Below are 14,095 nucleotides of genomic sequence, written 5' to 3'. Positions count from 1 at the left end.
TGTACCGGTACAGATCGCTGTCGGAGGCGCGGTTCGTCATGATGAAATATGAAGAGGTCCTTCAAGATATCGAGCTTAAACTCGAAGACGGACGCATCCGCGGCGGGCAGAAGCTGCCTTCCGTCCGCGAAGCGTCCGACGTTTACGCTTGCAGCAAAAGCACCGTTATTCGCGCCTATGCCGAACTGGAGAAACGCCATCGGCTCTACTCCGTTCCCCAAAGCGGCTATTATGCGGTAACGCAAAAACAGGCGGAGACTTCAACCTCGGCCAACGCGGGATGGAACTTCTCATCCGCCGCGCCGGATCCCGAGGTGTTCCCCTACTTGGACTTCCAGCATTGCATTAACAAGGCGATCGACCGTTACCGCAGCTATCTATTCACCTACGGCACGCCGCAAGGTCTGCCTTCGCTGCTGCAAGTGCTGAGCAAGCACCTGGCGTCCTATCAGGTTTTCGCATCCGCTGACAGAATCACGGTGACCTCCGGCGTGCAGCAGGCACTGTCGATCCTTGCACATATGCCGTTTCCTTCGGGCAAACGAACGGTGCTGGTGGAGCAGCCGACGTACATGATTTTGCTGGATATGCTCGCGCTCTTCGGCGTCCCTGTCCGGGGGATTGCCAGAACGGAGCGGGGCATCGACCTGGATGAGCTGGAGAAGCTGATGCGGACCGGCGACATCAAGTTTTTCTATACGATTCCGCGGTTTCAAAATCCGCTCGGCACTTCCTATGATACAGAGACGAAAAAAGCGATCGCCGCCCTGGCCAAGCGGCACGACGTCATCGTCGTGGAGGACGACTTCCTCGCCGACCTCGAGACCGACCCAAAGGCCGATCCGATTTACGCTTACGGCGCGTCGCACGTCGTTTATTTGAAGAGCTATTCGAAAATTTTGTTCCCCGGCCTCCGCGTTGGCGTCGCGGTGCTGCCGCCCGATCTGCAGGCCGTCTTCAGCCGGTACAAGCGCTTCAGCGACATCGACAGCTCCATGCTGTCGCAGGCGGCTCTCGAGATTTATATTCAGAGCGGCATGTTCGAGCGTCGCAAACGCAAGATTGCGGATTCGTACCGCAATCGCATGCTGCGGCTGGTCCGGGCGCTCGACGCCTGCAACGATACGCAGGACGTACGTCACCTTCGGCTGGAGGCCGGCATGCATACGCATATCGAGCTTCCGCCTACGCTGCGGACAAAGACGCTGATCGACCGCCTTGCCAAAAGGAAAATCGAGCTGCGGGACGCCGACGCAGGCTTCCTGCCTTCGTTTCCCAAGCGCCCCTTGCTGCAGCTCAGCATCGCGCAGATCGCGGACGACCGGATCGACGAAGGCGTCGCAGCTCTCTTCGCGGAGATTGCGCGGATGCGGATAGGCTGAGGCGTCAGCGCAGCTTCCACTCCTGCACGTTGACGAACATGCCCAAGTCCTTCGGCGTCGCGCCGACGACGCGCCCGTTCACCGCGCCAAGCGCCTTGGCCGCATACAGCGCCGGCATCGGCACATCCTCGGCGAGGATGACTTGGAGCTCGTCGTACAGCGCCTTGATCTTCGTCTCGTCGACTTCGGCAGCGACCGCCGCCAGCAGCTCGTTCACCTTTTCGTTTTTGTAGCCGTTCGGATTGCTGGCGCCGAGAAAGTACGCAAGATCCGGCAGCGGATTAACCGGCTTCATGGTCACGGGCAGAAGCGCCAGGTCGAAGTCCTGTTTCAAGAGCTTGTCCGTCAGATCGGCGGGCTCGGCAATCTTGACGCTGACCTTAATGCCGACCTTGCCGAGATTTTGCGCTACGCTGTACGCCGCTTGCCGGATCGCGTCGTCGCCTGACGACGCCGTCAGCGTCAGCGTCTTCCGTCCGTTCCAGCCGGCTTCCTTGAGCAGGCGCTTCGCCCGCGCCGGATCGTAGGCAGCGGGCTTCACGGTTTCGTTGCGATACGGACTGACGCTGCTGAAGTAGCCGTCCACGACTTCCCCGGCTCCGCCCAGCAGCTTGTCGACGAGCTTATGGCGGTCGATCGCAAGCGAGATCGCCCTGCGTTGTTTGACATCGGGCACGGATTTTTCGTTCACGTACATGAAGGCGGTCGTCAGCGGCTGTCCGCCGACTGCCGTGACGCCCTGCATTTTTTGAATCCGTTTGTAGTCTTTTGCCGGAATGACGCCCGCGGACGGGATGTTCATATCGATCTCTCCGCGTTCCAGGGCATCCGCAAGCGCAGCCCCCGGCAGCACCTTGAAGTTAAGACGCTCCAGCGTGGGCGCTCCCCGGAAGTAATCCTTGTTCGCAACCAGTCCCACGAACCGGTCGGGATCGTACCGTTCGAGCTTAAACGGACCCGACGTCACGTTCGGCTCGCGCATGAAGCGGCTCTCATTGACGTCCTGCGGGGCGACGCCCCCGAGCACGCTGCGCGGCAGCGTCCGCAGATTGCGGCCGACCGTATCCTCGAATACCGCGAGCGTCGTCGGCTCCTTCGTCTTCATTTCCACCGTGTGGTCGTCGACTTTGCGTACGCCCGAGATGTCCGACTCTCCGTCCGGCAGAAACCCCGACGGGCCGAGCCCTTCGAGAATCGCGAACATGTATGCATAATTGGAGGCGACAATTGCGTTCGCCATCAGCTTCAGCGTGAAAATAACGTCGTCGGCTGTGACGGACGTGCCGTCGGTCCACTTCGCCGCCTCGTTCAGCTTGACCCTGAACGTCCGGTTATCCGCCGTCTCGATCGAATCCGCCAGCATCGGCTTGTACCTGAGGTCTGCGTCGATCTCCATTAGCGGCGGAAAAAGCAATCCGGCGACATAGGCAGATACGAGACCGACCGGCGACAGCGGATTGATGTCGCTCGGCGCATACGTGACGCCGACATTCACCGTCTTATCGGAGGCAGGATCCCGGAAGGCTTCGACGGTCGGCGATGCCGTCGGCGTGCCTCCGCCCCCCTTGCCGGGCCGTCCGTCGCACGCTGTCAGGACAACGAGCGCGAAGACCAGGGACAGCGCGACGGCAAGCTTCAGGGCGAGCTTGAACTTCATGGACGGTAACTCCTTATCGCCATTGCGATTTAAATCGAATGTATGTGTATTTATAGTATCGGATTTTGTCGAAAATATCGCCATCAATATAGGCAAAATTAACTACTTATTTGTCTATCCTGCTTCGCCTATGCCTACCCTGCTTCGCCTGCCGGCAATCCGTTTAGATAATGAAGAGCGGACGGAACTGAAAAATTCACAAGGAGGAGGATACGGATGGATATCAAACACAAAGTCGGAGATATCGTCACCAGGGTCAAGAACGACAAGGGCTTTTCGGAGAAATTCAAGCGAGATCCTGCTGCGGCGATCGAGACGGTCGTCGGCGTCAATCTGCCGAACGACCAGGTGAACGCGATTATCGTGAGCGTTCAGGCCAAGCTGACTTCGGACAAGGCGGGAGATTTGGTCGGCTCGTTTAAAAAGCTGTTCTAGCGCCGGCGCTCGACGGCGCGCATGCCTCAGGGCCGGAAGGGCTGCCGAGCGGCTAGCCCTTCCGGCCCTATTTGCGCTGCGCGCAGCTTAAAAGCGCGAACGGTCATCGCGTCCGCGCTTTCGATCGGCTATAATAGGCATAATCAAAATGTATCGAACAAAATCGAATTTTGTCTGATAGAATGACCGTGGAGAGGGCTCGCAGATGACGATCGATATTCTCGCAAGGAACAACGTGAAGGTAATAGGCAACGGGCAACGGACGATCGTGTTCGCGCATGGCTTCGGCTGCGACCAGGATATGTGGCGCTATATCGTGCCAGGCTTCGAGGCGGATTACCGCGTCGTCCTATTCGATCACGTCGGCTCGGGCCGGTCGCAGATTCAATATTACGACGCAGGCAAATACAACGATTTGAGCGGGTACGCCCAGGACGTCAACGAAATTTTGGAGGCGCTTCAGTTGCGGGACGCGATATTCGTCGGGCACTCCGTGGGCAGCATGATCGGCCTGCTCGCGTCGATCCGCGACGGGAGCCGATTCGGGCGAATCGTAATGATCGGCGCCTCTCCGCGCTACATGAACGACGCGCCCGACTACTTCGGCGGCTTCGACGCAGGCGAGATTCAGGATCTGCTGAACATGATGGAGATGAACTTCATCGGCTGGGCCAGCTACATGGCGCCGATCGCCATGCAGAATCCGGATCGGGGCGAGCTGACCGAAGAGCTCGAGCGAAGCTTCTGCTCCAAGGATCCGCATATCGCCAGGCAGTTCGCGGAGGTCACCTTCCTGTCGGACTGCCGCGGCGCGCTCGCGCGCACGCCCGTCCCTACCCTGATTCTGCAATGCGCGGAGGACAGCATCGCGCCGATCGAGGTCGGGAACTATCTGCACGCCCATCTCAAGGACAGCACGCTTCGCCTGATGAAAGCCAAAGGACACTACCCTCACCTCAGTCATCCAGAAGAGACGACATCCCTCATCCGACAATACATGGCCGAAGCATAGGCCCCGGAGAAAGGCAGTTTATGGAATTGGACGCGCAACTTAATCACGCCCCTTGCGGTTACTTCTCGATTACCGCCGAAGGTCTGCTTCTCCGGTCGGCGAACGAGACGCTTCTGAAAATGCTCGGTTATGAAAGCCGGGAGTTGGCGGATCGGCACATCGAGTCGATCCTGTCGCTCGCCAACAGGCTTTTTTTCCATACGTACTTTTATCCTTACATCCAGCTGTACGGACACGTCAAAGAGATGTATCTCGCGCTGCGGACGAAGGATGGCCGGGACCTTCCCGTGCTGATGAACGGCGTACGGCAGGAGCGCGCCGGCGAGTTGTTCATCGACTGCGTCGCCTTGGAGATGAACAAGCGCATCGAGCACGAGAAGGACGCTCTGCGAACGAAAACGCAGCTTGAAGCGCTCTACCAGGCAACGCAAGAAGCAAACGTACGGCTGGAGCTTCTGCACGCCGAATACGAGGTCAAGCAGCAGGAGCTGCTTCGTCTTAACGCCCAATTGGAGGCCCTGGCGTCTACGGACCCGCTCACCGGCCTTCGCAACCGCCGATTTTTTAAGGAAAGCTTGGCGATGCTGCAGGAAGCCTACGCACAGAATGAACAGCCTTTTTCGCTGCTCATTCTGGACATCGACCATTTCAAAAAAATCAACGACACCTACGGCCACCCGGTCGGCGATCTGGTGCTCGCGAGCCTTGCCTCGCTTCTTCGCGCCGAGTCGGGCCCCACCGATATCGCGGCCCGTTACGGCGGCGAGGAGTTCGTCGTGCTCATGCCCGGCGCGAACCGCGCAGAGGCGATCCTTGCAGCCGAGCGCTTCCGCGCGGGCGTCGAGACCGCCTCCTGGGAGGGGCTTCGCATCACAATCAGCATCGGCGCGGCGACGGTCTCCCCGGGCGATACCGATGAGACCCTGGTCAACCGGGCCGACCAAGCGCTCTACGCCTCCAAGAGCGGCGGGCGCAATCGCGTCACGCACGCGGCAGCCGAGCGCTGAAGCCTGCGCGGCCGCCGGCACGACTCACGACCGCGCAGGCTAGAACAAATAGAAAGAGGTCGTGATATTTCGCGCCGGGTTGGTCGTGCCCAAGGTAGCCACATATGGCGGAGTGCCGCCGCCATTGACATCGTTTTCGATAATCATGGCGTACACCTCGGCATTGTCGACAAGACGGTATTGATCGTGCGCACCCGTGGATAGGCTGCGGAACACGAGGGAATACCCCGGATTCTGGTCGTTGCCGATCAGGAACTCATAAGCGTAGTTGGCCTGAGAAGGGTCCATTTTCCAATGACGGTCCGGCCCCGCATAGTTCGTCCAGCTCCCTGTAGACGACGTGCGGTAATAAAGCTTGTTCAGCGTCGGATCGCCCGGCCGGTTCATGAAGAAGATGGGCATCTGTACGAAGTCGCCGTCGATCGGTCGGACGGCACTCGAGAAGTTGTTGACCTTCGTCGTCATCGAGAACAGATTGGTAACCGGATCGTATACCGTATCGCTGTCGAATTGAATGCCCATATCGTAGAAGCCGAGATTGCGCCAGTCCACATTGTTGTTGAAGTTCACAATGGCCGCGTAGTTGCCGTTGTATCCGGCATCGGTTACATCGATTTTTTTGACGTCGTCAAGCCAGACTTGCAGATTCGAGCCGGACGTGCGTACTTCGATCTGGTAGGTCTGATTCAGGACAGCAAGCCCCGTATTCACCCTTCCCAGCAGCTGCGGTCCGGATGAGGATGCTTTCAGCAAGTCGAGCGTGCCGTCGTACCGGAGCAGGGCCAGGTAACCCGATTGGTTGATACTGTCGCCGGACCCGGTCTGTCTGAACTGGACGCCGAACCAGCTGTCCGGGGTATTTGCGGCCGTCACCTTGCCTTCCGCCTTCACGGCGACCTTCCCGTCGTAAAATTGGTACTTCGTGATGTTGGATGGAATGTTGGTCATATTCGGCCATGCGGTCGTCGACCCCGTCGCCCGAAATACGTTAAAGGCAGGATTCGTCAGGTTGCCGGAAACGCTGAGTTCCGGAATGCTCTCCTGCGCGATCTGCGCGATCCATAGCGGCGCATGCACGGCGACATGGTAACGCGTCGAGGTCGCCTGCAACTCTTCTCCGTAATACTGGTAGATGGCGCTGGCGTTGTCTCCGTAAACTTTGATCCGGTTTTTCTGTATGCCGTTGGAGCTGGCTTGCGTCGGATCGTTGCCGATGCCGATGGCCATCTGCCACAAACGGCCGTAATCCGTGCTGTCCACCATCTCGTGCCCCTTATTGGTTGCGCTTACAATTGCGCCGCCGTAATTGGGATCGAACTTGATCGTGCCGTTGGCATGACTCATCTGAAAAATGCGGGACGAAGCGACCACGCTGGATGCTTCCGCTACGGGGTCGACCGGATGCGAAATGCTTGCCGCGAACTGGATGGACAGGAACACTGCAACGATGCTTAAAATCTTCCTTTTCATTAACACTCCTCCAATGTATAAAATAATAAATTAAGTATACACAGAAATCTAAATATAAATAGACATAAAAGTCAATGTATATTTTGCATATCAATAAGTTGAATTAAAAAAGTGAATTAAAAAAAACGCCGCTGCCTAATCCGGATTCCGGAAGAGACTGCGGCGCCGCTGCGGTTGAACAAGCGTATTTAATCAGGGTGCAATCAGTGGGCCGGTGCTGTGTCTGACAACGAGCTTGGGCACGATCTCGTCCTTGATGTTGCCTGAGCCGTCCTCCCGCCATTCGGACAGCAACAGCTTGGTCGCCCGTTTGCCCAGCAGCTCGGTATTCTGGTTGACCGTCGTCAGGCCGGGGTTCGAAAATCGGCTGATCAGAATGTCGTCGTAGCCGACGATGCTGATGTCCCCCGGAATCGCTAGGCCGCGGGCGCCGGCAGCGCGAATCGCGCCATGCGCTTTGTAATCGCTGGTCGCGAAGATGGCGGTAGGCGGCTGCTCCAGCTCCATAAGCTGATGGAATCCCTGCGCCCCCATCTCTTCCAGCTCTTCCTTCCCCTCTACAATGCACACCAGGTCCGGATCGAAAAGGATGCCGTGCTGGGAGAGCGCCAGCCGGTATCCTTCCAGACGCAGCGAGAACTCCTGATTCAGATGGTTCTGCGCATATGCGGTCAGAATAATGCCGATTCGCCGATGGCCGAGAGACAACAGATGCTCCGTGGCCAGATAACCGCCAGTCAAATTGTCCATAATGACATACGGAATATTCAAATGCGGGTAGTAAAAATGCACGGTGACGAGTCTGCGGTTCTCTTCCCTCCAACTGCGCAGTTTGTCAATCGGGATCTCCGCCGGCGTAATCAGCACAAATCCGGCATGCTCGTCCTTCGGCAATTCCAGATCGCGATCGAGCTTGTGCGTATAAAAAGCAATCCCGTTCTGCTCGCACTCCGCCTGCAAGCCGATCAACAAATCGCTGTAAAATTTGTGCATAAAAAAGGACAGCTCAACGTTGTAATAGATGCAGTAAATTCGCCGAACCGCGCCAGCGCCATCGGCAGCCTCGTCTTGAACGGCCCTTCTCTTCACGAAAGTCCCCTTGCCCCGGACACGATAAATCAAATCTTCCTGCACAAGCTCGGATAGAGCCCTCCGCGAAGTAATCTCGCTGATGTTATAGGACTTCGACAGCTCGATTTGCGTGGGTACGGGCTCGTCCGGCTTCATATCCCCCTGCAGGATTTTGGCTTTCAAATCTTGTGCGATTTGCTGATAAAGCGGTTTTTTTTCTTGCTTCTTCATTTCACGATCACTCCATTTGAACATTAGTATACTTTACCGTTTTAAGCTGTGCAACATTAAAAAGAACCGCTTCACATCTAGCAGAATCAACTAAAAACACTTGAAGACGAATAATCTAAATGATAATTATGTATACATTAATTTTTATTTTCTTCAAAAACGGATTGATAAACCGTTTACAGTGTTGTATTATACGCTTTGTATACTTAATTAATCTGATCTTGTAGGTTTAGGGGGGCACATCTGAGCGTAATCTCAAGCTTGCCGCGATTTGTTAAGCGCAATGCCTGCTCCAAATAACATTAGGGGGTTACCGCATGAAAAAAATCGTAGGCTTCAAACCCGTTTTTCGGATGGCGCTTGTCATGATGGTCGCATCTGCAGTTGCAGCTTGCAGCAACAACAACGGCAATTCATCCTCATCACCGACCGCTTCGACACAGCCCAGCGCGAGCGGCGCCGCGTCCGCGTCTCCCGAAGGGACCAAAGAGCTGGATCAGACGCCGGTCACGCTCCGGTTCGCCGCCTGGGTGCCGGCCGAAAACGAAGCATTCACCAAAATCGCCAGAGCATTCGAGAAAAAGTACCCATGGGTAAAGGTAGAATGGAACTTCGTCAACGACAACATGATGCAGGCGGTGACGGAATCCATCGCCGGCGACAATCCGATCGACGTCTTCTGGGGCGCGACGTTCTACGACTATGTGGCGCAGGGCATTGCGGAAGACCTTTCGCCATACATCGCGAAGGACAAAGATTTTCAAGCCTACGAATTCAACCCCGGCATTCTCGAGCCCTTCCAGGTGGATGGCAAGCAGTATGCGCTCTCTCGCGGCAACGATACCTTCCTCGTTTATTACAACAAAGACTTATTGAACAAGTACGGCCTCGAGGCTCCCGCCAACGATTGGACATGGGAAGATCTGAAGGAAATGGCCAAAGCGGCAACCAATCCGGCGGAGAAGGATTATGGCATCGCGAACTCCGCGCTATGGTTCCAATACGGGGCGACCACGCTGCCGAACGCGAACGGGCACGCGCCCAAAAACCGCATGATGAACGAAGACTTCACGAAAAATCTGGCGGACGGCTCCAATCAAGACGTGCTGGACGATTTGCAGTGGATGCTGGACTGGGTCACCAAAGACGGCATTATGCTGAATACGAAGCGGGCGGCCGAGGCGGGCGTAGAGGGCGATACGTGGATGAACGGCCAATCCTTGTTCATGCTGCACGTATCGCCGCTGATCCCGGCCTACAAAGACCAGCTGAAGTTCGACTGGGATATCGCTCCGATGCCGAAGGGAACGGCCAAACAAGTCGGCATGTCCTTCATCAACCCGATGATGATAACCAAAGCATCGAAGCACAAGGAAATGGCCTGGGAATTCATGAAGTTCTGGACGGCGACAGTCGAGGGACAAAAGCTGGTCATGGACGCCGGCGGCACGCTGCTCAACACGCCGAGCCAAGAGCTAACGGACTACTTTAACCAGTTGCCGGTATATGCAAATATCAACAAGGAAGCATTGATCATGGCGTCTAAAGTCGGCGAAATCGATCCCGCCATTACGATGAAGGGCGGGGAAAAAGTGAGCGAGGCGATCAATGCCTGGGCCGGAGACAAGGGATATACGGAGGAAGTATCCGCATTCGACTATTTCCCGGCAGCTATGCAAAAGGTGAACGAAGAATTAAGCAAGTAGAGCCCGCTCGTTCGTCTTGAAGCCCCGGTTGTTTTTTCCGGGGCTTTCGGCAAGCCGGGCCTGCATCGATGGGGGGATCACACGATGGCCAGAGTTTTGTTTCAGCATGTCAGCAAACAATACCCCGGGGAACACCGCCTGTCCGTAAACGACTTTAATCTGGACGTCGCGGACGGGGAGTTTCTGGTGCTGGTCGGGCCGTCCGGCTGCGGAAAGTCCACGCTGCTTCGGATGCTGGCCGGGCTGGAGGACATCAGCGACGGCGAGATTTACATCGGGGACCGCATGGTGAATTACGTATCGTCGAAGGACCGCAATATCTCCATGGTGTTCCAGAACTATGCGCTATATCCGCACATGAACGTGTACGAAAATATCGCGTTCGGCTTGCGCCTCCGCCGAATGCCCAAAGCGGAAATCCAGGAGCGCGTCGTTCGCGCGGCCAAAATTCTGGAGATTGAAGCGCTCCTGAGCAAGCTCCCGGGCCAGATGTCGGGCGGTCAGCGGCAACGCGTCGCGCTGGGGCGCGCCATCGTGCGCGAACCCGAGGTATTCCTGATGGACGAGCCGCTCTCCAATCTGGACGCGAAGCTGCGCGTGCAGATGCGGGAAGAGATCGGCAAGCTGTACAGGAAGCTTAAAACGACGATGATTTATGTGACCCACGATCAGGTCGAAGCGATGACCATGGGCACGCGAATCGTGGTGATGAAGGGCGGCCTGATTCAGCAGGCTGCGTCTCCCCAGGAAATCTACGACAAGCCGGCCAACATGTTCGTGGCGGGCTTCATCGGATCGCCGCCCATGAACTTCGTCTCCGGCATCATCAGAGCGGATCGGGAAGGCTGTCTCTTCGAGACGCGTCGCTACGGACTGCGAATCCCCGACAGCCGCGGTCGCGCGCTAAGAGCAAAATATACGGACAAAAAAGTCATTTTGGGCGTACGCGCGGAGGACATCCTGTATCGGCCGGAGGATCTGGAGCAGGAGCGGCATCGGGCCGCGCGGCTCGATGCCGCAGTGACCCTCAAGGAACATATGGGATCCGACGTCTATCTCTATCTGCACAACAAGGAGCATCGGCTGGTCGTGCGCGTCGATCCCCGAATGGCGTTTGAAGAGGGCCAGGCCGTGAGCGTGGCGCCGGACATGGAGCGCGTGCACTTTTTTGATCCCGACACGGAGGCGGCCATATGGTAAATGCCGGGAAGCTGAAAAGACGGATACTGCCCGCAATCGCGCTGCTGCTGATGGCGTTGGTCGGAACCGCCTCCGGCGCCGCCATAGCCGAGACGGTGAACAAAGCGGCGGAGGCCCGTCCCGCCATCATCGACGATGGCGTCACTACCTATGCGGAATGGCTGAGCGAGCAGTCTGCGGACGAGGCGCCGAGCGATCTGGACAGGATCGAGGTGCCGGCCGTCCACTATGAGAACGTCTCGAACAAAGCGGCGTTCCAGATTGCGGGCGACCGGCTGATCTGGTCGGAGAGCGAGTCGGAAGATTGGGCGGAATGGGAATTTAATGTCTCGCAGGACGGGCTATATCATATCGGACTCGTCTATGATTCCGCCAACGACAGCGGGCTGGATATCGTGCGCAAGCTGGAGATCGACGGCGCTTCTCCTTATGCGGAGGCCGACAGAATTGTATTAAAGCGACGGTTTGCCGATGAAACATATCCGCCCGCGCGCGATACGTTCAATAACGATATTCGTCCTCGTTCGGTGGAGCAAAAAGGCTGGCAGGACGTGCTGCTGACCGATTATACGGCGGATACGGCGCCGCTGCTCTGGCGGTTCACGGCAGGCAAACATACCGTTCGCCTCCTGTCGGACCGCGAACCTATAACGCTGAAATCCCTCTATATCGCCGCTCCGATCCGAACGCCGGACTACGAGGCCTACAAGGCCGCCATGCCGGCGCACGCGACGGAAGGCGACTGGTTCTCCATATACGAAGCGGAGCGGACCGCTTATAAGTCCGATACCTCGCTCACACTGCAGTCGATTGACGCCGCGCTGATCTCGCCTCCGACAGGCGGCGCAATCCGGTATAACGCCATCGGCGGCGAGCAGTTCAGAAGCAGCGGACAATGGATTGAATGGAACTTCGAGGTCCCTCACGACGGTGTCTATCATATCGGCTTCAAGTTTTTGCAAGCCTATATCAACAATTCGTATGCACATCGAACGATCGAGATCGACGGCGCCGCCCCATTCGCCGAGCTGCGCCAAGCGGCGTTTCCCTATAATGCCAAGTGGAGTTGGAGCGGAATGACGCTGTCGGACGGGCAGGACGAGCCCTATGACATTTACTTGACCAAAGGCACGCATCGGCTGCGAATGACGGCCGCCGCCGCCCCCGTCAAAGGCGCCTACGACCGCTTGCTCGCCGGGATCGACCTTGCGGGGGCGCTCGAGCAGAAGATCCGAAAAGTAACGGGCAACTTCGAGCGGTCCGGCGCCAACGCCGACATCGACCGCGACTGGCAGCTGGAAAAATACATCCCGGATCTGGACGACCAGTTGGCGAACATCATTGAACAACTGAACGGCCTGGCGGGAGAGATGCGTTCGCTGACGACGGGCAGCTCCGAAATGGAGAGCGCGATCCGGCTGGCCGTCCGCGACTTCGTCCGATTGAAGAACAATCCGCGGGATATTCCGAGCAGCCTGGCCGATTTCACCAATTTAAGGCAGAATCTCGGGTTCTGGGCTTATCGCCTGCTGGATCAGCCGCTGCTGCTGGATTATTTCTGGGTAGCCGAGCCCGGCGCGAAGCTGCCCAAAGCCGCTCCCGGCTTCCTGGACAGTGTCGGACATGGCGTGAAGGGCTTCTTTAAAAGCTTTACCGTCGATTACGACTTTCGCCGCAGCAATCCGCAGGCGATCGACGTGTGGGTGAATCGAAGCCGGGATTATGTCAACCTGATCCAACAGCTGGCGGATGAGGACTTCACCGCCAAGACTGGGATCGCGGTCAACGTCAATATCGTTCCCGATCCCCAGCTGTTCGTGCTCGGCAACATTGCCGGCATCCAGCCCGACGTGGCGCTTGGCGTGGACCAGACGCTGCCCGTCGATCTGGCGACCCGTGGCGCGCTGGCCAAGCTGAATGATTTTCCGGGATACGAAGAGACGGCGTCGCAGTTCCTCCCGGGTGCGCTGCGGGCGCTTCACTATAATAAAGCCGATTATGGCCTGCCCGAGACGCAGTCGTTCAACCTCCTGGTCTACCGGACGGACATTCTGGATTCCCTCGGGATCGAACCTCCGCGGACTTGGGACGATCTGGTCAAGGTGCTGCCGTCTCTCCAGCAGAACGGCTACGACTTCTACCTGCCGCCGAGCGATTACTCTCCGTTCATCCTGCAGAACGGCGGCAGCTACTATACCGAAGACGGGATGCAGTCCGCGCTTGGGACGGAGGCCGCGTTCAAGGGCTTCCAGCAGTGGACGGACATGTTTAATCTGTACCAGCTGCCGAAGGAAGTGCCCAGCTTCTATACCCACTTCCGGATGGGCGACATCCCGATCGGCGTGGTCGACTACAACACGTATTTGCAAATTCAGTTCGGCGCGCCGGAGCTGGCGGGCAAATGGAAGGTCGCGTCGATTCCGGGCACCGCGCAGCGCGACGGTACGGTCGCGAGATGGTCCGGCGGAGCGCTGTTCGCGGGCATCATCTTCGAGGCATCGAAGAAGCAGCAGGCAGCTTGGACGTTCCTGCAGTGGTGGGTATCGGCGCAGACGCAGACCCGATTCGGCAACGAGATCGAAGCGATGTACGGGCCGGAATACCGCTGGAATACGGCGAATCAGCAAGCGTTCAGCCGGCTGCCCTGGCCGAAGGATCAGCTGCCCGTCATGCTGGAGCAATTGGGATGGTATCAGGAGATGCCCCAGCTTCCGGGCGGTTACTTTACGGGAAGACAGATGGACTTTGCCTGGATCGATGTCGTCGGAAGCGGTAAAAACGCCCGCGAGGCGCTGCGGAAGGCCGTCGACGAGACCAACCGCGAGATGGCGCGCAAGCAGATCGAATTCGGTCTGCGGGATCGGGAAGGGCGCATCCTTCACACGCTGGACGTGCCGGCGCTAAACGAACATCAGGAGGAGTGA

General features: G+C 57.5%; 10 protein-coding genes. 7 read left to right on the top strand and 3 right to left on the bottom strand.

Annotation, left to right across the window (positions count from 1 at the left end; genetic code table 11):
- The first annotated feature begins 38 nt into the window (after positions 1–38).
- The gene (locus ACFSR7_RS07925; RefSeq protein ID WP_378160307.1) at positions 39–1,382 is read left to right on the top strand and encodes an aminotransferase-like domain-containing protein; all 1,344 of its coding nucleotides are present in this window, start codon (positions 39–41) and stop codon (positions 1,380–1,382) included.
- A 4-nt stretch (positions 1,383–1,386) separates the two neighbouring features.
- On the opposite strand, the gene ACFSR7_RS07920 is transcribed toward ACFSR7_RS07925, so the two are convergent.
- Positions 1,387–3,039: an ABC transporter substrate-binding protein gene (locus ACFSR7_RS07920; RefSeq protein WP_378160305.1), complete on the bottom strand. Its 1,653-nt coding sequence runs from the start codon at positions 3,037–3,039 to the stop codon at positions 1,387–1,389.
- Positions 3,040–3,255: 216 nt separating this feature from the next.
- Between ACFSR7_RS07920 and ACFSR7_RS07915 the strand changes: the two genes are divergently transcribed.
- The 3 genes from ACFSR7_RS07915 (at position 3,256) to ACFSR7_RS07905 (ending at position 5,493) form a co-directional block, all read left to right on the top strand.
- On the top strand, positions 3,256–3,474 hold the full coding sequence (locus ACFSR7_RS07915; RefSeq protein WP_378160303.1) for a hypothetical protein: 219 nt from the start codon (positions 3,256–3,258) through the stop codon (positions 3,472–3,474).
- Positions 3,475–3,679: 205 nt separating this feature from the next.
- On the top strand, positions 3,680–4,486 hold the full coding sequence (locus ACFSR7_RS07910; RefSeq protein ID WP_378160301.1) for an alpha/beta fold hydrolase: 807 nt from the start codon (positions 3,680–3,682) through the stop codon (positions 4,484–4,486).
- Positions 4,487–4,512: 26 nt separating this feature from the next.
- On the top strand, positions 4,513–5,493 hold the full coding sequence (locus ACFSR7_RS07905) for a sensor domain-containing diguanylate cyclase (protein WP_378160551.1): 981 nt from the start codon (positions 4,513–4,515) through the stop codon (positions 5,491–5,493).
- 39 nt (positions 5,494–5,532) lie between these two features.
- On the opposite strand, the gene ACFSR7_RS07900 is transcribed toward ACFSR7_RS07905, so the two are convergent.
- Both ACFSR7_RS07900 and ACFSR7_RS07895 read right to left on the bottom strand, forming a co-directional pair.
- Positions 5,533–6,963, bottom strand: a complete 1,431-nt coding sequence (locus ACFSR7_RS07900; protein WP_378160299.1) for a hypothetical protein — start codon at positions 6,961–6,963, stop codon at positions 5,533–5,535.
- Between the two features lie 192 nt (positions 6,964–7,155).
- Positions 7,156–8,265, bottom strand: coding sequence for a GntR family transcriptional regulator (locus ACFSR7_RS07895; RefSeq protein ID WP_378160297.1), 1,110 nt, complete (start codon positions 8,263–8,265; stop codon positions 7,156–7,158).
- 317 nt (positions 8,266–8,582) lie between these two features.
- Here ACFSR7_RS07895 and ACFSR7_RS07890 point away from each other — a divergent pair, with 317 nt between their 5' ends.
- The 3 genes from ACFSR7_RS07890 (at position 8,583) to ACFSR7_RS07880 (ending at position 14,095) form a co-directional block, all read left to right on the top strand.
- On the top strand, positions 8,583–9,971 hold the full coding sequence (locus ACFSR7_RS07890) for an ABC transporter substrate-binding protein (protein WP_378160295.1): 1,389 nt from the start codon (positions 8,583–8,585) through the stop codon (positions 9,969–9,971).
- A gap of 84 nt (positions 9,972–10,055) precedes the next feature.
- A complete protein-coding gene (locus tag ACFSR7_RS07885) occupies positions 10,056–11,171 on the top strand; it encodes an ABC transporter ATP-binding protein (protein WP_378160293.1) in 1,116 nt (371 codons plus the stop codon).
- On the top strand, positions 11,165–14,095 hold the full coding sequence (locus tag ACFSR7_RS07880; protein WP_378160291.1) for an extracellular solute-binding protein: 2,931 nt from the start codon (positions 11,165–11,167) through the stop codon (positions 14,093–14,095). Before ACFSR7_RS07885 ends, ACFSR7_RS07880 begins: the two co-directional genes overlap by 7 nt.

Origin of the sequence: Cohnella sp. GCM10020058 (assembly GCF_042683485.1) — a bacterium.
Lineage (GTDB): Bacteria > Bacillota > Bacilli > Paenibacillales > Paenibacillaceae > Cohnella.
The sequence above is the reverse complement of the archived record's forward strand: the minus strand, read 5'-3'. Positions and strand labels throughout refer to the sequence as shown.

What these genes read in the sequence shown, in the direction of transcription:
- ACFSR7_RS07925 (WP_378160307.1), top strand. Translation starts at nt 39, where the DNA reads ATGATGAAATATGAAGAGGTCCTTCAAGATATCGAGCTTAAACTCGAA.
- ACFSR7_RS07920 (WP_378160305.1), bottom strand. Translation starts at nt 3,039, where the DNA reads ATGAAGTTCAAGCTCGCCCTGAAGCTTGCCGTCGCGCTGTCCCTGGTC.
- ACFSR7_RS07915 (WP_378160303.1), top strand. Translation starts at nt 3,256, where the DNA reads ATGGATATCAAACACAAAGTCGGAGATATCGTCACCAGGGTCAAGAAC.
- ACFSR7_RS07910 (WP_378160301.1), top strand. Translation starts at nt 3,680, where the DNA reads ATGACGATCGATATTCTCGCAAGGAACAACGTGAAGGTAATAGGCAAC.
- ACFSR7_RS07900 (WP_378160299.1), bottom strand. Translation starts at nt 6,963, where the DNA reads ATGAAAAGGAAGATTTTAAGCATCGTTGCAGTGTTCCTGTCCATCCAG.
- ACFSR7_RS07895 (WP_378160297.1), bottom strand. Translation starts at nt 8,265, where the DNA reads ATGAAGAAGCAAGAAAAAAAACCGCTTTATCAGCAAATCGCACAAGAT.
- ACFSR7_RS07890 (WP_378160295.1), top strand. Translation starts at nt 8,583, where the DNA reads ATGAAAAAAATCGTAGGCTTCAAACCCGTTTTTCGGATGGCGCTTGTC.
- ACFSR7_RS07885 (WP_378160293.1), top strand. Translation starts at nt 10,056, where the DNA reads ATGGCCAGAGTTTTGTTTCAGCATGTCAGCAAACAATACCCCGGGGAA.
- ACFSR7_RS07880 (WP_378160291.1), top strand. Translation starts at nt 11,165, where the DNA reads ATGGTAAATGCCGGGAAGCTGAAAAGACGGATACTGCCCGCAATCGCG.